We start from the raw sequence: 18,613 nt of genomic DNA, 5'->3' as shown, positions 1-18,613 counted from the left end.
CCTCAACCTTGGCAAGGTTGCGCTCTACCAACTGAGCTACGTCCGCATGCATCCACCCGGCTTTCACCGAGTGGCGCGGCCATCACCCTACCCGAAGGATCGGGAGAAGTGAGGAGAGCGGGTGACAGGGATCGCACACTGCGCCTCCCCCTTGGAAAGGGGGCGCTCTACTACTGAGCTACACCCGCACGCTCCGGGAGGTGGTGTCTTCCCCTCGCGGCGTGTTCAGAACTTTAGCCGATCACCTGGGGGGTGTGGCAAGTCGGTTCTCCCGGCGGCGACTCGGCGGCCGGAGCCACGGTGCGGGGGATCCCGGACGGCCGTCTCAGTGGGCTGCCTGGAACGCTTCGTAGATCCGCTTCGGAATCCGCCCGCGGGCCGGTACCTCGTACCCGTTCGACTCGGCCCAGGCGCGCACGGCACGGGCGTCCGGCTCGACCGACGTCCGGTGGTACGCCTTGCCCGACTTGGCGCGCTTGCGGCCCGCCTCCACGAACGGTGCCAACTCCTCACGCAGTTTCTTCGCGTTGTCGGCGTTGAGATCGATCTCGTAGGACCTGCCGTCGAGAGCGAATGCGACCGTTTCCGACGCCTCTCCGCCTTCGAGGTCGTCGGAGAGTGTGACCACTACGCGCTGTGCCACGGATACCGGTCCTTCCATCAGGATCGCGGAGTGGGCCATTGCACTCGTTCCGCGGGTGCGGATAAGCGGCCGGCCCGTTGGGGGCTGTTTTTCGGGTGTTGCCGATCGGGGATCTTGCCGTTCAACCGCCGGGCATGGCCCGCGGATTGGCGATTCTCTCCGCGGGAGAGGCGAGGCGGCCGCTTCGTCGCCTCTGTCGGCGGAGCCCCGGGGTGCTCGCCGACGCAGGGCGCGGTCCCCGCCGCGGCGGTGTGCTTCGGTGCCCGCGCCTGCGCCCGTACGCGTGGCGCCCGGTCGCGGCGCGTGTCCGCCGTGATCGGCGCCTCGTAACCGTTCGTGGAAGATCCGCGAAGTATCCGTGCATGCTCGTGTACGAACTCCGGGTTCTTGCAGAGCCGGTGGTGATCCGCCGGGCCGATTTCGGGCAGTGCAATATCGCGAGGGCGTTTTCCGGGGTGCCCTCGGCGAGACCGCAATCCGGACCCTACGTTTTCCGCGCCCGTTTTCCCAGTGCTTGCCCTGGCCGCATCGCGGTGCCGGGCGCCCATCCCGGGTGTTCCGCGCGCGCGTTGGACCCCGCTCCCGTGGTCGCGCGGGGGTCCGGTGCGTGTCCGCTCTGCGTCCACGCGCGTAGATTCTCCGGGCGGGTACGCTTGCGAACGCAGCGCCCCGCTAAGCACAAGGAGTACCCGTGGCTCGCGTCGTGGTCGACGTCATGCTGAAGCCCGAGATCCTCGACCCCCAGGGACAGGCGGTGCAACGCGCACTGCCCCGTCTCGGTTACGAGGGGATCACCGAGGTCCGTCAGGGCAAGCGCTTCGAGTTGGAGGTGGCGGAGCCGGTCGACGACGCCGCCCTCGCCCGCGTGAGGGAGATGGCCGACGCCCTCCTCGCCAACACCGTCATCGAGGACTACACGGTCCGCGTCGAGGAGCCCGACCCCGCTCAGGCGGCGGCATGACGGCGCACCCCGAAGCCTCCGGCCTCGGACGCATCGGCGTCGTCACCTTCCCCGGCTCGCTCGACGACGGCGACGCCCGCCGCGCCGTACGCCTGGCCGGCGGTGAACCCGTCGCCCTCTGGCACCGCGACGCGGACCTGCGGGACGTGGACGCGGTGATCCTGCCCGGCGGCTTCTCCTACGGCGACTACCTGCGGTGCGGCGCGATCGCCCGCTTCTCCCCGGTGATGGGGAAGGTGAGCGAGGCGGCTCGCGAGGGGCTGCCGGTGCTCGGCATCTGCAACGGGTTCCAGATCCTCTGCGAGTCCCACCTGCTCCCCGGCGCGCTCACGCGCAACGACCACCTCCACTTCGTCTGCCGCGACCAGCGCCTCCGCATCGACAACGCGGAGACGGCCTGGACGGCCGACTACGCGCCCGGCGAGACGATCACCGTCCCGCTGAAGAACGGCGAGGGCGGCTACATCGCCGACGAGGCGACCCTCGACGCGCTGGAGGCGGAGGGCCGCGTCGTCGCCCGCTACCTCGGCGGCAACCCCAACGGCTCGCGCCGCGACATCGCGGGCGTCACCAACGAGGCCGGGAACGTGGTCGGCCTCATGCCGCACCCCGAGCACGCCGTCGAACCCCTCACCGGGCCGACCACCGACGGGCTCGGCTTCTTCACCTCGGTCTTGAAAAAGCTGGTCACCGCATGAGCCTGGACACCGTCAAGAATGCCGAGCAGACCCCGGAGGCCGAGCAGCCCTGGGCCGAACTCGGCCTGAAGCAGGACGAGTACGCACGCGTACGCGAGCTGCTCGGCCGCCGCCCGACCGGCGCCGAGCTGGCGATGTACTCGGTGATGTGGTCCGAGCACTGCTCCTACAAGTCCTCCAAGATCCACCTGAAGCAGTTCGGCGAGAAGGCCCCGCACTCGGACGCGCTCCTCGTGGGCATCGGCGAACAGGCCGGCGTCGTCGACGTGGGCGAGGGGTACGCGGTGACCTTCAAGGTCGAGTCGCACAACCACCCCTCGTACGTCGAGCCGCACCAGGGCGCCGCCACCGGGATCGGCGGGATCGTGCGCGACATCATCGCGATGGGCGCCAGGCCGATCGCCGTGATGGACCCGCTCCGCTTCGGCGCCCCCGACCATCCCGACACCCGCCGGGTGCTCCCCGGCGTCGTCGCGGGCATCGGCGGATACGGCAACTGCCTCGGCCTCCCGAACATCGGGGGCGAGGTCGTCTTCGACGCGTGCTACCAGGGCAACCCGCTCGTCAACGCCCTCTGCGTCGGCGTCATGAAGCACGAGGACATCCACCTCGCCAAGGCGGCGGGCGCAGGCAACAAGGTCGTGCTCTACGGCGCGCGCACCGGCGGCGACGGCATCGGCGGCGCGTCGATCCTCGCCTCCGAGACCTTCGAGTCGTCCGACGGCAAGCCCGCCAAGCGCCCTGCCGTGCAGGTCGGCGACCCCTTCGAGGAGAAGCGGCTCATCGAGTGCACGCTGGAGCTCTTCGGCGAGGGCCTCGTCACCGGCATCCAGGACCTCGGCGCGGCCGGACTCTCCTGCGCCACCAGCGAGTTGGCCTCCAACGGCTCCGGCGGCATGCGCGTCGAACTGGACACCGTGCCGCTGCGCGATCCCTCGCTCTCCCCCGAGGAGATTCTGATGAGCGAGTCGCAGGAGCGGATGTGCGCCGTCGTCGAGCCCGGCGACGTCGAGCGGTTCCTGGAGATCTGCGAGCGGTGGGAGGTGACCGCCACCGTGATCGGCGAGGTCACCGAGGGCGACCGCCTGGAGATCTTCTGGCACGGCGAACAGATCGTCGACGTCGAGCCCGGCACCGTCGCGCACGAGGGCCCCGTCTACGAGCGCCCCTACGCCCGCCCGGAGTGGCAGGACGCGCTCCAGGCCGACGACGCGTCGCGGCTGCCCCGTCCGGCGGGCGGCGAGGAGCTGCGTGCCGCCGCGCTCGCGCTCGTCTCCTCGCCCAACCAGGCCGACGCCTCGTGGATCACCGACCAGTACGACCGCTACGTCCTCGGCGGCACGGTCCTCGCGCAGCCGGAGGACGGCGGCATGATCCGGATCGACGAGGAGTCGGGCCTCGGCGTCGCGCTCGCCACCGACGGCAACGGCAGGTACGCGAAGCTCGACCCGTACACGGGCGCGCAGTTGGCCCTCGCCGAGTCGTACCGGAACGTCGCCACGACGGGCGCGAAGCCGCTCGCCGTCACCGACTGCCTCAACTTCGGTTCTCCCGAAGATCCGGCAGCGATGTGGCAGTTCGCAGAGGCGTGCCGCGGGCTCGCGGACGGCTGCCGTGCGCTCGGCACCCCGGTGACCGGCGGCAACGTCTCGCTCTACAACCAGACGGGCGAGGCGGCGATCCATCCGACGCCGGTCGTCGGCGTCCTCGGCGTCATCGACGACGTCGCACGGCGCACACCGATGGCCTTCGCCGAGGAGGGACACCTCGTCTACCTCCTCGGCGACACCAGGGACGAACTCGGCGGCTCGGCCTGGGCGCAGGTCGCGCACGGCCACCTCGGCGGCCTCCCGCCCGAGGTGGACCTGGAGCGCGAGAAGCTCCTCGGCGAGATCCTCGTCTCCGCCTCCCGCGACGGCATGGCCGACGCGGCGCACGACCTCTCCGACGGCGGCCTCATCCAGGCGCTCACCGAGTCCTGCCTGCGCGGCGGCAAGGGGGCCCGGATCGTGGTGCCCGACGGCGTCGACCCGTTCGTCTTCCTCTTCTCCGAGTCACAGGGGAGGGCGCTGGTGGCGATCCCCCGGAGCGAAGAGGTCCGGTTCAACGACATGTGTGCGGCCCGCGGCATGCCGGCCGCCCGCATCGGCGTCGTCGACGGCGAGGAGCTGGAGATCCAGGGCCAGTTCACCCTCCCGCTCGACGAACTGCGCGCCGCGCACACCGCGACGCTGCCCGCGCTCTTCGGCTGAGCGGCACCGGGTCCGCCGCCGTACTCAGTACTGCGGCGGGCCCCACTGCGGCCCCGGGCCCATCGGTCCGGGGCCCATCTGCTGCCGTGACTGCTCCTCGTCGACCGCGCGGTAGATCTCCGACTTGAACCACTCCGGCTTCGGAACGTGGCGCATCGTCATCTTCCCCTGCTCGGAAGCGGACTGGATGCTGATCGTTCCGTACCGCATGATCCGCTCCCAGAGCGTCGCCTTGAACGAGACGTCGTTGACGCGCAGGAGCGGGATGGCGCGGCTCGCCTTGGTGAGGAAGCCGGTGCGCTTGTAGATGCGCTTGGTGGTCAGGATGTACATCTGACTGCGCCACTTCAGCAGCGGGATCAACCAGAACCAGACGGAAGCGATCCCCGCCGCACCGAGCACGACGTACGTCGCCGCTCCCCACTCCGCGCCGGAGACCATCCAGACGAGCACGCCTGCGACCGCCCAGATCACGCAGAGGATCACGAACTCGCTGACCATTTCGGTCCAGTGCTGTCGCGTCACATATATGAGCTGTTCGTCGTCGGCGAGATGGCGATCCGCAATAGACATGAGGGGAATCCTGGCACAGGTCGTCTGCCCCGGTCTGCCGTGCCCGCAAGGGCAGTTGACGCCCCACGCCCCAGCCCACGCGCCCCGTCCGCGCGGGGCGCCGCTCCGCCGCGGCGGCGTACGACCCGCGCGCGGCGCACGCGGCGGCGGTAACCTCACCGGCATGCCGTCCGCTCACCGCAGATCAGCCACGGGCACGACGAGGAAGCTGCGCGCGTACGACCCGGACAGGACCCGCAAGGCCCTCATCGCCCAGGTCGAGGCGACCGCAGACGCGGCACACCGGCTCACGCCCGAGCAGCGGTCCCTCCCCTCCGGACTCGCCGGCTGGGACGTCCACCACCTGCTCGTCCACCTCGCCCTCCAGATCGACGCCGTCCCCAAGTTCCTCAGCGGCCCGGAGGCACGCGCGAGGACCGCCGAGGTGAGCCTCCCGCGGTGGGCCCTCTCCAACGGCGACGTCGCAGCGGACCTCGACGCGCGCACCCGCGAGCGGGCCGCCCGCACGGAGGACGCACCGGCCCTCATCGACGCCGCCGTCGCCGACCTGGAGCCCGTACTGGAGTCCGCCGTCCGCGAGGACCTCCTCGTCCCCGGTGCCTTCGGCGCCATGCGCATGCTCGATTTCACCGTGACCCGCCTCGTCGAACTCGTCGTGCACGGCGACGATCTCGCCCGCGCCACCGGCGTCGCCGTCCACCTCGACCGGCAGGCCCTCGCCGGCACCGTCCGCGTCCTCGCCGACGCCCTCGCAGCGAAGGCGCCCGGCTCCTCGGTCGAGGTGCGTGTTCCGCCCTTCGCCGTCGTCCAGTGCGTCGAGGGGCCCCGGCACACGAGGGGCACCCCGCCGAACGTCGTCGAGACCTCCCCGCTCACCTGGGTTCGCCTCGCGACCGGCCGCGAGGAGTGGACGCGAGCCTGCGAGGACGGCGCGGTCGCGGCGAGCGGCGAGCGGGCCGACCTCGGCGACCTCCTGCCGGTCCTGCGCTGAGGGCCCTCACGCCTCCTCGGCGGCGGCCCGCAGCCCCGCGAGGAACCGTTCGGCGGTCTCCCGGTGCTCGGCGGGGAGGCCGACGAGCGCCGCGCCGTAGCGGACGAGCGCGGCACGCGGGTCGTCGCCCGCTGCCTCCGCGGGGCTGAGCCGGCCCTCCAGCACGGCGCGGGCCCGCTCCCGCCGCTGCTCGCGGAGGAGGGTGTAGACGCGCGACGGTGTGAGGCCCAACTCCTCGGCTATGCGGGGAGGCGGTACGCCCTCGTCGGCTGCGGCCTCGACGAGCCGCGGTGTCACGGCGGCGGCGGCCTCGCCGGCGAGACGCAGCGCACGGACGTCGGCGAGGGCGAGTTCGCCGGCGAGGCCGTCCAGGTAGGCGGCGAGCGGACCGGGCTCCTCGCGGTGGGCGGCATAGCCGTCCGCGAGTGACCGCGGGTAGTCGAGCCGCCCCTCGCCCGGCGCTGCGCCCCGCTCCTGTGCGTACTGCTCGACGGCCGTGCGTATCCGTGCGGTGAGACGTTCCTCGGCCGGGTGCCGGGCAGCGGTGCTCATGGGGCCTCCAGGGATCGGGCGTCGAAGCCGCGGCGCGGCGGCGGACCGGTCGAATGTAGCCGCTTGTGTGGCCGCATCACAAGGCCGGCAACTGCCCGTGCCCGCAGGCTTCCCGACGCCGCCGTCCGGCGGAAGCGGCCCCCGGCGCCCCCGAAACGGCTGCTCACCGGCGGGGGCGGAGCGGGTCAGGACCTCCCCGGTTCCCCGCTCCCCGCGTGCCTGCCCTAGACTCGAAGACGTGCCACGTGGTGACGGTAACCTCAACCACGACCTCCTCCCGGGCGAGAAGGGCCCCCAGGACGCATGCGGCGTCTTCGGGGTCTGGGCTCCGGGTGAAGAGGTCGCCAAACTCGCGTACTTCGGTCTCTACGCCCTGCAGCACCGCGGACAGGAGTCCGCAGGTATCGCTGTGAGCAACGGCTCCCAGATCCTGGTCTTCAAGGACATGGGCCTGGTCTCCCAGGTCTTCGACGAGACCTCCCTCGGCTCGCTCCGCGGCCACATCGCCGTCGGGCACGCCAGGTACTCCACGACCGGAGCCTCGGTCTGGGAGAACGCGCAGCCTACCTTCCGCGCGACGGCGCACGGCTCCCTCGCGCTCGGACACAACGGCAACCTGGTCAACACCGGCGAGCTCGCCGGACTCGTCGCCGAGCAGGCGGCGGGCAGCGGCGGCCGCGCGACCCAGGTCGCCGCCACCAACGACACCGACCTCGTCACGGCCCTCCTCGCAGGCCAGACGGACGAGGACGGCAACCCGCTCACCGTCGAACAGGCGGCCCCGCTGGTCCTCCCGCAGGTCAAGGGCGCCTTCTCGTTCGTCTTCATGGACGAGCACACCCTCTACGCCGCCCGCGACGCGCAGGGCGTCCGCCCGCTCGTGCTCGGACGGCTGGAGCGTGGCTGGGTCGTGGCGAGCGAGACCTCCGCGCTCGACATCGTCGGAGCCGGCTTCGTCCGCGAGATCGAGCCGGGCGAGCTCGTCGCCATCGACGAGGACGGCCTCCGCTCCACCCGGTTCGCCGACGCCAGGCCGAAGGGCTGCGTCTTCGAGTACGTCTACCTCGCCCGCCCCGACACCGACATCGCCGGCCGGAACGTCTACCTCTCCCGCGTCGAGATGGGCCGCCGCCTCGCCGGCGAGTCCCCCGCCGAAGCGGACCTCGTCATAGCCACGCCCGAGTCCGGCACCCCGGCCGCGATCGGGTACGCGGAGGCGAGCGGCATCCCGTACGGCAGCGGTCTGGTGAAGAACAGCTACGTGGGCCGGACCTTCATCCAGCCCTCGCAGACGATCAGGCAGCTCGGTATCCGGCTCAAGCTCAACCCGCTGAAGGAAGTCATCAGGGGTAAGCGGCTCGTCGTCGTCGACGACTCGATCGTGCGCGGCAACACTCAGCGCGCCCTGGTCCGGATGCTCCGCGAGGCAGGCGCGGCAGAGGTCCACGTCCGGATCAGCTCCCCGCCCATCAAGTGGCCCTGCTTCTTCGGGATCGACTTCGCGACCAGGGCCGAGCTCATCGCCAACGGCCTCTCCGTCGAGGAGATCGGCAAGTCCCTCGGCGCCGACTCCCTCGCGTACATCTCCCTCGACGGCATGACGGAGGCGACGACGATCGCCAAGCCGAACCTCTGCAGGGCCTGCTTCGACGGCGAGTACCCGATGGACCTCCCCGATCACGAACTCCTCGGCAAGCGCCTGCTGGAGACGGAGACCACGGAGGCGTCCGCCACCGACGCGGACGGCGTCACCACCCTCACCGCCGGAGTCGGCGGCGCCGACGCGCTCAAGCGGCCCTGAACGGCGCGTGCAGCCCAGACCATGACAAGCCCGGCGAGGACCGAGCCAGGCCGACCGCGCGCACCGCGCGGCCCGGCCGTCTCGGCGCCCCCGTACGGCCGGTGCGGCGCGCAGAAAGGACCCCCGAACCCGTGACCACAGAGAGCTCAGGCGCCAGCTACGCGGCGGCCGGAGTCGACATCGAGGCCGGCGACCGCGCCGTCCACCTCATGAAGAACTGGGTGCGCAAGGCCCAGCGGCCGGAGTCTGTCGGCGTGCTCGGCGGATTCGCCGGCCTCTTCGACGCCTCGGCCCTCGCACGCTACCGCCGTCCCCTCCTCGCCTCGGCGACCGACGGCGTCGGCACCAAGGTCGCCGTCGCGCAGCGGATGGACCTCCACGACACCATCGGGCACGATCTCGTCGCGATGGTCGTCGACGACCTGGTCGTCTGTGGTGCCGAGCCGCTCTTCATGACCGACTACATCTCGGTCGGCAAGGTCGTCCCCGAGCGGATCTCGCAGATCGTGAAGGGGATCGCCGAAGGTTGCGTCCTCGCGGGCTGCGCCCTGGTCGGCGGTGAGACCGCCGAGCACCCCGGGCTGCTCGGACCCGACGAGTACGACGTCGCAGGCGCGGGGACAGGCGTCGTCGAGGCGGACAGTGTGCTCGGCCCCGAGCGGGTGCGCGCGGGGGACGCCGTGATCGCCATGGCGTCCTCGGGGCTCCACTCCAACGGGTACTCGCTCGTCCGCCACGTCCTCTTCGAGCGTGCCGGGTGGGCGCTGGAGCGCCGGGTCCCCGAGTTCGGCCGCACTCTCGGCGAGGAGCTCCTCGAACCGACGAAGATCTACTCGCTCGACTGCCTCGCGCTCGTCGCCGCCTGCGAGGTCCACGCCTTCTCGCACATCACGGGCGGCGGCCTCGCCGCCAACCTCGCCCGCGTCATGCCGCAGGGCCTCCGCGCGGAGCTCGACCGCTCGACCTGGACGCCGCCCGCGGTCTTCGGGCTCGTCTCGCAGGCCGGTGAGGTGGAGCGCGCGGAGATGGAGCGGACGCTCAACATGGGCGTCGGCATGGTCGCCGTCGTCCCCGGTGATGCAGTGTCCACCGCGTTGACGACGCTCGCCGACCGCGGCGTGGACGCCTGGGTCCTCGGCGAGGTGACCGAGAGCACGGGAGCCGATCACGGCACGGTGACGCTCACGGGTGGCCATGCGAGCTGAAGCACGCCCGGCCGGCGGCCGCCACGGCGGCCGCCGGCTGCGAAAAAGCGTCTGGGCAGCACAGAACCCGGCCCGGCGGATGCCGGACCGGGCCACTGTGCGTGGACGTCAAGCGCGACGTCGGTTCGACTGCGGGTCGGACGACTGCTCGTCGTCCTCCTCCTCGTCGTTGTACAGCTCCGCGTACTGTGCGTACGGGTCGTCGTCCAGCTCATCTTCCTCGAAGCGCTCGCCGTTCGGCGACTGGTTCGACGTCGATGCGCCCAGCTCCTCAGCCAGGCGTGTGAGGTCCGTCCCACCGCTGTTGTACTTCAGCTGGCGGGCGACCTTCGTCTGCTTGGCCTTGGCCCGGCCGCGCCCCATGGCTCGACCCCCTCAACGACGGGGCTCGACGGCCCCAGAGTCTTGACACGCGTTCATGAATCATCAGAGCGGTCTCCCAGGGAGAGACCATTTCTCAGGCTTCAACGGTACCTTCTTCCGCGCCCGTACGGTACGTCGCCCGCACGACACGACAGGGCCCCGCTGTCGCCCATGACCTTTCCTGCGCTGGTCAGTCCGGATTTTACCTTCCCGTTCCGCAACGACCCGCCGAGGGGGCGTGAGAAAGACCTCCCGACTACGCGGCCCCTGCGATCCGCTGCTCCGCGAGCCTGTCGGCAGCCGTCGCGGGCGGGGTGCCGTCGGCTTCCGCACGGTCGAAGATCGCCAGCGCCGTGTCGTGGATCTTCTCGGCCTTTGCTTTCGCTCGTGCGAAGTCGAACCCCCTGAGCTCTTCCGCGACCTGGATCACGCCGCCGGAGTTCACGAGGTAGTCGGGGGCGTAGAGGATGCCGCGGTCCGCGAGATCCTTCTCCACCCCGGGGTGCGCCAGCTGGTTGTTGGCCGCGCCGCAGACGCCGCGTGCCGTGAGGTCGGCGACGGTCCGGTCGTCGAGCGCGCCTCCGAGGGCGCAGGGGGCGTAGAGGTCCAGCTCGGGCAGCCGCACGAGCGCCTCGGTGTCCTCGACGGCGCGTACCTCGGGACGGCCCTCGCGGACGCGGCGCACCGCGTCCGCGCGCACGTCGGTGACGACCACCTCGGCGCCGTCCTCCAAGAGGTGCTCGACGAGGTGGTGCCCCACCTTGCCCACGCCCGCGATCCCGACCGTGCGCCCGCGCAGCGTAGGCGCTCCCCACAGGCGTGCGGCCGTGGCGCGCATGCCCTGGAAGACGCCGAACGCCGTGAGGACGGAAGAGTCCCCGGCGCCGCCGTTCTCGGGCGAGCGCCCCGTCGTCCAGCGGCACTCCTCGGCGACCACGTCCATGTCCTGCACGTAGGTGCCGACGTCGCAGGCGGTGACGTACCGGCCGCCGAGCGAGGCGACGTACCTGCCGTAGGCGCGCAGCAGCGCCTCCGTCTTGTCGCGGCTCGGGTCCCCGATGATCACGGCCTTGCCGCCGCCGTGGTCGAGCCCCGCGAGCGCGTTCTTGTACGACATCCCGCGGGCCAGGTCGAGCGCGTCGCGGAGGGCTGCCTCCTCCGGGGCTGCCGCGTCGACGTAGGCGTGGAAGCGGGTGCCGCCGAGGGCGGGGCCCAGCGCGGTGGAGTGGACGGCGATGACGGCCCTGAGCCCGCTGGCGGGGTCCTGGCAGAGGACGACCTGTTCGTGGCCGCCCTGCTCGGAGCGGAAGAGGGTGCGCAACACCCCGGAAGGGCGAGAGGTGCCCGTCTCGGCGGTGGGCGCGGTGGTCTGCGCGGGCGTGCGCGGTCCGGTGCCGGGGGCCGTTCGGTCTTCTACGCCGGTTGAAGGTTCGGTCACGGTGGTGACTCCTAGTGCGAAGGACGCCCTCCGCCGGGCCGCTCCTGCTTGTGGCGGAGAGGGCCCGGGTGCGGGCCTGCAGCTCCCCCGCGGTGCCGGGCGGACCTGGTGCGCGGAGGTTCGTCGGCAGCGTACGCCTGCGGAGCGCGGGCACGTTGCGGTCCGGGGAACGGGGTAGTCAACTGTCTTCCGGACCTGCGTTCGCACTCCGGAAACCGCCCGTCCCACGGGGGTTCCGACGCGTCCGTCGAGCCACCGCAACCGATCCCCGCACCCCGTCCTTGGAGGAACCACGTGGCCATGCCGGCTTCGGTCACTGTCCCGTACGCGTCCTACCTGCGGGTGTACGAGCCGCTCGCCGCCTTCCCCGAGCCGGAGCGCAGCCACTGGGTGCGCTACGCACAGCAGGAGACCCTGCCCACCGCGCAGGACGAGGTGCGGCGCTCCCTCACCGACCTGCTACCGATGCCGCCCGTCGTGGTGCCGCACCACGAGAGCGCCGACGCGTTCGTCGCCGAGGTCGAGGGTGTGACCTGCGTCTGCCCCTGGCGCACGAGGCTCCGCGGCTGGCAGGCGCTCGCGGCGCTCACCCAGGCCGCCGGCGACCAGGAGATCGCGATGCCCCAGCCGGTACTGGACGCGGCCGTCCCTCCCGTGGTGCGCAGGCAGGCGGCCGAGGACTACGACCGCTGGCGGGAGCGGAATCCCGATGCGCGGCCGTGGATTCGTACCGCGGTGTGGCAGGTGCCGGTGCGGTGGTTCGTGCTCTTCGCCGATGACGAGAGGGAGTTTGGAAAGTCCGGTTCCGGTGAGGAGAGCGGACAGCAGTTCGTCCTTCGCTACCGCACCCCTATGGTGCAGGCACGGCGGCGCCTCGCGAGGGGCTTGAAAGTGCTCCGCGAGGAGCTCGAGGAGGGACCGCTCATCGAGGGCCTGGTAGATGTGGGGCGCTGGCTGGAGGAATTCCACCCGCGTTCGCTCGTCGAACTGGACTACGGCGGCCTCGCGTACGCGATCGGCGACGAGCAGCTCGCGACGGACCATTCGGCGGCGGACGTCGCCGAGGGGCTCGCCGCGCTCCGTGCCGGCGACGAGGAGGCCGCGGGCGAGGCGTACGAGCGGCTCACCTTGCGGTGGCGGGCGGTGCGCGAACTCCAGTTCGCCAACTGAGCGCCACGCGGGCCGTGTTGGGCTTCGGGGCGGTCGAGCCGAGGGTGCGGTGCGCGCTCGGTGTGCGGGCCGCAGTAAAGTTCGCACGGATGGGACCTACGTCCCGAACCGGGCTATTGCCTCAAGCGTGATGGATCGCACTTAATCGGGGTCTTGCTCTCAGAGCTGCTCCTCGTGTCAAAATAGGACAAGGAGTTCGCCGAGGGCTCCTTCCATCCAACTTTGGGCGGATAGATCGGTATTGCACTTCTTGGTGGGGCTGGTGCCGCTTGCTCCTGCCGTGACTGATCGTCACGACGGCGTGACTGTCCGCTATGGCACGGTCCATCGGCTTCCGTTGAGGTTCAACACCTGAGAGGGCAATTCCATCGGTTTGGCCGACGTGGCTGGACAGATGGTGTAGTTGTAGTGCCGAGGACAAGCCGTTCGTCCTATAACCGACTCGGCCCGCGTGCGCCATATCGGGCAACGCGGGCCAAGGTGCAGAATTTAGAGGAAAGAACCGTGATGGTTCGGTTCTCCCGAGGAGGCCGCTCATGACCGCTCGCACCCCTGAAGCCGAGCCGCTGCTGACCCCGGCTGAGGTTGCCAGCATGTTCCGCGTGGACCCGAAGACGGTCACACGCTGGGCAAAGGCGGGCAAGCTCACGTCCATCCGCACGCTCGGAGGGCACCGCCGCTACCGCGAGGCGGAGGTGCGCGCATTGCTGGCGGGCATCCCCCAGCAGCGCAGCGAGGCATGATCAGCGAAACAACCGCATAACCGGGCGAACCGCGGGGCCCCCACCCCGCTGCGACGCCCAGAGCACCGCACGAGGGGCTGCTGCCCCAACAGCGCTCACTCGTTGATCGCGCTGGACTCCGCCGGGTCCAGCGCGATCTTTCTTTGTGCGCACGGGAGTTGGAGGCGCGGGACTCCGGTGCGCGAGGCGCGTGCGCGCGTTTGAGCGCCTCCTGCGGCCGCTGTGCGCCTCTGGGGGTACCCGGGGCGTCCGGGGGCACGGAGTGCCGCCTGGGCGCCCTCTGGCGCCGCTCAGGGCTCGCTGCCGGTGCGGTCGAGCAACCGGCCCGCGGGGGGCGGCCGTTCGGAGTCGCTTCCGAGGGGCGCGTGCGTATCGGTGGCGCGCGTGGCGCATGGGGCGCGGCTCGGCTGGGGACGATGCGCGGTGACGCCCGTGACGGTGAACGGGCGGTGCGGGGAAGGGAGTCGGGGGAAACGGTCGGAGGGTCTGCCAAGCGCTTTGGGCACGGTGCCATTGCACACATTAAATTGCCCGCCACGAAGTGACCCGCGAGTTCCCCCCTTCCGGAGAGGAATTCGGTGACACCCGTCACGTTCATGTCCACTTGTGAGGGAGTACGGGGTTGGGATAGTGGACGAGGCTGCGGTCGCCTGACGTGGGGGCGGCGGCGAACGTGCGGGCCGATGAACGGTGTTGGGCAGCAGGGGTGCCAATTCGGCCATGTGCGCGGCGAGTTCCGGTCAGGCGGCGTCGATCTGCCTGCACACTGAGGGAAGTTGAGTCGGCGTCAGCGAGCGACCCCGGACGTAATGGCGCGAGGGGCGTCGAGCGCAAGGCGGAACAGGCGGTGGCAGGCCGGGCAGTGGCGGGTGAGGTGCCGGTGCCTTCGGCGGGCGGCGAGGTGGGCTCGTAGGAGGGCCCTCGTGTCGTCGCGGGGTGTGCCACCCGGCAGCTTCGGCATCGTCCACCTCCCGGGGCTGTCGGCCGTGTACGCGGCTCCGCGGTCAGGCGTACCCCGCCGATGTGCGGGCGTCAACCGGACGCGGACGCACGGCGGATGGGAAGAGGCGGGCATGAAAAAGGCCCGCCGGACGGCGGGCCTTCGAATGCGGTCCTGACGGGATTTGAACCCGCGGCCTCCACCTTGACAGGGTGGCGAGCACTCCAAGCTGCTCCACAGGACCAGGAGCTGTGCTGCGGCGTTCGGCCGGGCACGAGAGGAGACTCTACAGCAGCACCGTGCTCCGGGGCGAACTCACCCTGGGCGACCGGGCTGTCACCCCGTGCCGCGTCAGAGGGCGGCCTCGTCCACGGCCTTCGCGATGCGCTTGTCCGAGACGGGGTACTTGGTGCCGAGCGCATGCGCGAAGTAGCTGACCCGGAGTTCCTCGACCATCCAGCGGATCTCGTGGACCGCCTGCGGTACCGGGCGCCCGGGCGGGAACTGCTCCAGCAGCCACAGGTACTCGTCCCGCATGTCCAGGACCTTCGCCATCCGGGTGCGGTCCCGCTCGGGGCTGTGCGGCATCTGCTGGAGGCGCCGGTCGGCCGCGGTGAGGTAGCGGAGCAGGTCCTTGAGGCGGGCGGTGCCGTGCGCGGTGACGAAGCCGGGGTGCACCAGCTCGTCGAGTTGGCGCCTGACGTCGGCCGCGGAGTCGGCGAGGACGGGGCTCGTGGTGGCGCGGAGGCGCTGCTCGCACGAGTGCCACGCGGCGAGGACCTGTTGGACCTGGGTGACGGTGGCGAGGGTGGCGTCGACGAGGTCCGTGCGGACGGCGTCGAAGAGCTTGCGGAAGGACTCCTCGTCCCACGGGGGGCCGCCGTGCGCGGCGATGAGGCGGTCGGTCGCCGCGGTGGTGCAGTCCTCGAAGAGAGCCTGGACCGAGCCGTGCGGGGAGCGCGAAAGAGCGAGTTTCTGCTGGTTGTTCAGTTTCGACTGGGCGAACTTCGCCGGATCGGCGGGGATGTTGAGGAGGATGAGCCGCCGTACCCCGCGCCACATCGCCGCCTGCTGCTCCGGCTCCGTGTCGAAGAGGCGTACCGCGACGGACTCGCCCTCGTCCACCAGCGCCGGATACGCCTTGAGGGGCTGGCCGGCTCTGCGGGACGTGAAGGTGCGCGGCAGCGTGCCGAGCGTCCACGAGGTGAGGCCCGTGCGCTGGAGCGCCGAAGGGGGTTCGGCGGGGGCGGCCGGCTCCGGCTGCGCTGCGCCGGGCTGCGACTTCTGCTTCTTCTTACGGGACTTGGAGCGCTCGGCCGACTCGAAGGCCCGGGAGATCGCTTCCCGCGTCTGCGGCTTGAAGCGCAGCTTCAGCGCCTCCAGGTCCTTGTCCTCGCTGGCGCCTTCGAGCTTGCGGCGGCGCTCGTCGACGACGCGGAAGGTGATCCGCAGATGCGGGGGGACCTTCGCGGTGTCGAAGTCCTCCGGAGAGACGGGGACGCCCACCATCCGCTGGAGCTCGGCGGCGAGCGCGGACGTCAACGGACGCTGCTGCGGGGCCGACCGGGCCAGCGGTCCGGTGCCGTCGGGGGCGGGGAGTGCGAGGAAGCGGGAGGCGTAGTCGGGAGCGGGGACGTAGTTGCGCCGGATCGTCTTGGGCAGCGAGCGGATGAGCTCGGTGACGAGGGTGTGCCGTACGCCGGGGATCTGCCAGTCGAAGCCCTCGGGCGACACCTGGTTGAGGACGTGGAGCGGGACGTGGACCGTGACGCCGTCGGCCTCGGTGCCGGGCTCGAACTGGTAGGTGACGGGCAGGACCAGGCCGTCCTGGCGCCACAGGTCCGGGTAGTCGGCCTCGCTGACGCCCTCGGCCTGCTCGTTGATGAGCATCGACTTCTCGAAGTTGAGCAGGTCCGGTTCTTCTCGCCGCTTCTTCTTCCACCAGGAGTCGAAGTGGGCGCCGGAGACGACCTCGGCGGGGATGCGCTGGTCGTAGAAGTCGTAGAGGGTCTCGTCGTCGACGAGGATGTCGCGGCGGCGGGCGCGGTGCTCCAACTCCTCGACCTCGCCGAGGAGTCGGCGGTTCTCGCGGAAGAACTCGTGGTGGGTGCGCCAGTCGCCCTCGACGAGCGCGTGCCGGATGAAGAGGTCCCGGGACGTCTCCGGGTCGATCCGGCCGTAGTTGACCTTGCGCTGCGCGACGATCGGGATGCCGTAGAGGGTGACGCGCTCGTACCCCATCACGGCCGCCTGCTTCTGCTCCCAGTGCGGTTCGCTGTAGGTGTGCTTCAGCAGGTGCTGGGCGAGGGGCTCGATCCACTCGGGTTCGATCTTCGCATTGACCCTGGCCCAGAGTCTGGACGTCTCCACCAGCTCGGCCGACATCACCCAGCGCGGCGGCTTCTTGAAGAGCGCGGAGCCGGGGAAGACGGCGAACTTCGCGTTCCGTGCGCCGAGGTACTCGTTCTTCTCCGTGTCCTTGAGGCCGACGTGCGAGAGGAGTCCCGCGAGCAGTGAACGGTGCACCGCGTCCGCCGAAACCTCGCTCCCGGCTTCTTCGCGTTCCTCCGGCCTGAGTCCCATCGTCCTTGCGACCTGGCGCAGTTGGGAGCAGATGTCCTGCCACTCGCGTATGCGCAGATAGTTGAGGAACTCCTGTTTGCACATCCGGCGGAAAGCGGAGGAGGAGAGCTCTCTGCGCCGCTCGTGCACGTACTCCCACAGGTGGAGGAAGGAGACGAAGTCGCTCGTGGGGTCCTTGAAGCGGGCGTGGTGCTGGTCCGCCTGCTGCTGCTTGTCCGACGGGCGCTCGCGCGGGTCCTGGAGCGAGAGGGCGGCCGCGATGACGGTCACCTCTCGGACGCAGCCGTTCCGCCCCGCCTCCAGGACCATGCGCGCGAGGCGCGGGTCGACGGGGAGGCGGGCGAGGTCCCGGCCGAGTTTCGTCAGCTTCCCCTCGCGCAGGGCGCCCAGTTCTTCCAGGAGTTGGACGCCGGCCTTGATGCTGCGGTGGTCGGGCGGGTCGATGAAGGGGAACTTCTCGATCGCGCCGAGACCCGCCGCGTGCATCTGGAGGATGACGGAGGCGAGGTTGGTCCGCAGGATCTCCGCGTCGGTGAACTCCGGGCGGGAGAGGAAGTCCTCCTCGGAGTAGAGGCGGATGCAGATGCCCTCCGAGGTACGTCCCGAACGACCCTTGCGCTGGTTGGCGCTGGCCTGGCTGACGGGCTCGATCGGCAGCCGCTGCACCTTGGTGCGGTGGCTGTAGCGGGAGATCCGCGCCGTCCCCGGGTCGACGACGTACTTGATGCCGGGGACGGTGAGGGACGTCTCGGCGACGTTGGTGGCGAGCACGACGCGGCTGCCCGTGTGCCGCTGGAAGACGCGCTGCTGCTCCGCGTGGGAGAGACGGGCGTAGAGCGGGAGCACCTCGGTCGCAGCGGCGCGCGCGCCCCGGCGCGCGAAGCGCTTCTCCAGCGCGTCCGCCGTGTCCCTGATCTCCCGCTCGCCCGAGAGGAAGACGAGGACGTCGCCGGGGGCTTCGGCCTGCAGCTCCTCGACGGCGTCGCCGATCGCCGTCGCCTGGTCGCGGTCGGGCGCCTCGCTCTCCTCCTCCAGCAGCGGGCGGTACCGGACCTCGACGGGGTAGGTCCGGCCGCTCACCTCGACGATCGGGGCGTCGCCGAAGTGCCGCGAGAAGCGCTCCGGGTCGATCGTCGCCGAGGTGATGACCACCTTCAGGTCCGGGCGCCTGGGCAGGAGTTGGGCGAGGTAGCCGAGGATGAAGTCGATGTTGAGGCTGCGCTCGTGCGCCTCGTCGATGATGAGGGTGTCGTACTGACGCAGCTCCCTGTCCTGCTGGAGCTCGGCGAGGAGGATGCCGTCGGTCATCAGCTTGACGAGGGTGTTCTCGCCGACCTGGTCCGTGAAACGGACCTTCCAGCCGACCGTCTCGCCCAGTGGGGAGCCGAGTTCCTCGGCGACGCGTTCGGCGACCGTGCGGGCGGCGAGGCGCCTGGGCTGGGTGTGGCCGATGGTGCCGTGGATGCCGCGGCCGAGCTCCATGCAGATCTTCGGGATCTGCGTCGTCTTGCCCGAGCCAGTCTCGCCGGCGACGATCACGACCTGGTGGTCCCGTACCGCCTCGAGGATCGCGTCCTTCTTCTGGCTGACGGGTAGCTGCTCGGGGTACGTGATCTCGGGGACGGACTCGCGGCGGGAGGCGACGAGCAACTCGGACTCGTCCATCGCCGCCGAGATCTCCGCCAAGACCTCTTCGCGCG

General features: G+C 70.8%; 15 protein-coding genes and 2 tRNA genes. 8 read left to right on the top strand and 9 right to left on the bottom strand.

From position 1 onward, the window contains the following. Window positions 1-116: 116 nt before the first annotated feature. Window positions 117-188: transfer RNA gene (locus UWG_RS0104500), tRNA-Gly, on the bottom strand. Window positions 189-325: 137 nt separating this feature from the next. Beyond that, the gene (locus UWG_RS0104495; protein WP_029391167.1) at window positions 326-643 is read right to left on the bottom strand and encodes an Lsr2 dimerization domain-containing protein; all 318 of its coding nucleotides are present in this window, start codon (window positions 641-643) and stop codon (window positions 326-328) included. Window positions 644-1,334: 691 nt separating this feature from the next. On the opposite strand from UWG_RS0104495, the gene purS reads away from it, so the two are divergent. The 3 genes from purS to purL are packed head-to-tail and all read left to right on the top strand — an operon-like array spanning window position 1,335 to window position 4,554. Continuing rightward, a complete protein-coding gene (gene purS / locus UWG_RS0104490) occupies window positions 1,335-1,604 on the top strand; it encodes a phosphoribosylformylglycinamidine synthase subunit PurS (RefSeq protein WP_016906009.1) in 270 nt (89 codons plus the stop codon). Next, the gene (gene purQ / locus UWG_RS0104485; RefSeq protein WP_016906008.1) at window positions 1,601-2,302 is read left to right on the top strand and encodes a phosphoribosylformylglycinamidine synthase subunit PurQ; all 702 of its coding nucleotides are present in this window, start codon (window positions 1,601-1,603) and stop codon (window positions 2,300-2,302) included. The genes purS and purQ overlap by 4 nt, the downstream gene beginning before the upstream one ends. Beyond that, complete coding sequence (gene purL, locus UWG_RS29480; protein ID WP_016906007.1) at window positions 2,299-4,554, top strand: phosphoribosylformylglycinamidine synthase subunit PurL; 2,256 nt, start codon at window positions 2,299-2,301, stop codon at window positions 4,552-4,554. Before purQ ends, purL begins: the two co-directional genes overlap by 4 nt. Before the next feature lie 24 nt (window positions 4,555-4,578). Here purL and UWG_RS29475 read toward each other — a convergent pair whose 3' ends face one another. Then, window positions 4,579-5,055, bottom strand: coding sequence for a PH domain-containing protein (locus tag UWG_RS29475; RefSeq protein WP_016906006.1), 477 nt, complete (start codon window positions 5,053-5,055; stop codon window positions 4,579-4,581). A 235-nt stretch (window positions 5,056-5,290) separates the two neighbouring features. Here UWG_RS29475 and UWG_RS0104470 point away from each other — a divergent pair, with 235 nt between their 5' ends. After that, window positions 5,291-6,118, top strand: a complete 828-nt coding sequence (locus UWG_RS0104470; RefSeq protein WP_016906005.1) for a maleylpyruvate isomerase family mycothiol-dependent enzyme — start codon at window positions 5,291-5,293, stop codon at window positions 6,116-6,118. 6 nt (window positions 6,119-6,124) lie between these two features. Here the strand turns inward: UWG_RS0104470 and UWG_RS0104465 are convergent, their stop codons facing one another. Beyond that, window positions 6,125-6,670 (bottom strand): hypothetical protein, encoded by a 546-nt coding sequence (locus tag UWG_RS0104465; protein ID WP_016906004.1) that lies wholly within the window; start codon window positions 6,668-6,670, stop codon window positions 6,125-6,127. Window positions 6,671-6,908: 238 nt separating this feature from the next. Here UWG_RS0104465 and purF point away from each other — a divergent pair, with 238 nt between their 5' ends. Both purF and purM read left to right on the top strand, forming a co-directional pair. Beyond that, window positions 6,909-8,471, top strand: coding sequence for an amidophosphoribosyltransferase (gene purF / locus UWG_RS0104460; RefSeq protein WP_016906003.1), 1,563 nt, complete (start codon window positions 6,909-6,911; stop codon window positions 8,469-8,471). Window positions 8,472-8,602: 131 nt separating this feature from the next. Further along, window positions 8,603-9,676 (top strand): phosphoribosylformylglycinamidine cyclo-ligase, encoded by a 1,074-nt coding sequence (gene purM / locus UWG_RS0104455; protein ID WP_016906002.1) that lies wholly within the window; start codon window positions 8,603-8,605, stop codon window positions 9,674-9,676. Between the two features lie 108 nt (window positions 9,677-9,784). Here the strand turns inward: purM and UWG_RS0104450 are convergent, their stop codons facing one another. Together UWG_RS0104450 and UWG_RS0104445 are read right to left on the bottom strand one after the other, a co-directional pair. Then, window positions 9,785-10,039: a DUF3073 domain-containing protein gene (locus UWG_RS0104450; protein WP_016906001.1), complete on the bottom strand. Its 255-nt coding sequence runs from the start codon at window positions 10,037-10,039 to the stop codon at window positions 9,785-9,787. Between the two features lie 256 nt (window positions 10,040-10,295). Continuing rightward, complete coding sequence (locus tag UWG_RS0104445; protein WP_016906000.1) at window positions 10,296-11,363, bottom strand: Leu/Phe/Val dehydrogenase; 1,068 nt, start codon at window positions 11,361-11,363, stop codon at window positions 10,296-10,298. A 408-nt stretch (window positions 11,364-11,771) separates the two neighbouring features. Here UWG_RS0104445 and UWG_RS0104440 point away from each other — a divergent pair, with 408 nt between their 5' ends. Beyond that, on the top strand, window positions 11,772-12,647 hold the full coding sequence (locus tag UWG_RS0104440) for a DUF8083 family protein (protein ID WP_029391166.1): 876 nt from the start codon (window positions 11,772-11,774) through the stop codon (window positions 12,645-12,647). 536 nt (window positions 12,648-13,183) lie between these two features. Beyond that, entirely contained in the window at window positions 13,184-13,390 is a 207-nt protein-coding gene (gene bldC / locus UWG_RS0104435; RefSeq protein WP_016905998.1) for a developmental transcriptional regulator BldC, read from the top strand. 787 nt (window positions 13,391-14,177) lie between these two features. On the opposite strand, the gene UWG_RS33535 is transcribed toward bldC, so the two are convergent. From UWG_RS33535 to hrpA, 3 genes are all read right to left on the bottom strand, one after another. Next, on the bottom strand, window positions 14,178-14,351 hold the full coding sequence (locus UWG_RS33535; protein WP_237719982.1) for a DUF6274 family protein: 174 nt from the start codon (window positions 14,349-14,351) through the stop codon (window positions 14,178-14,180). 148 nt (window positions 14,352-14,499) lie between these two features. Beyond that, window positions 14,500-14,574, bottom strand: a tRNA-Asp gene (locus UWG_RS0104430). Between the two features lie 107 nt (window positions 14,575-14,681). Beyond that, a partial coding sequence (hrpA, locus tag UWG_RS0104425) for an ATP-dependent RNA helicase HrpA (protein WP_016905997.1) occupies window positions 14,682-18,613 on the bottom strand: 3,932 nt, incomplete at its 5' end.

Source organism: Streptomyces xiaopingdaonensis, assembly GCF_000262345.1.
Classification (GTDB): Bacteria; Actinomycetota; Actinomycetes; order Streptomycetales; family Streptomycetaceae; genus Streptomyces; species Streptomyces xiaopingdaonensis.
Note: the sequence above shows the minus strand (reverse complement) of the source record. Positions and strands in the feature narration are given on the sequence as shown.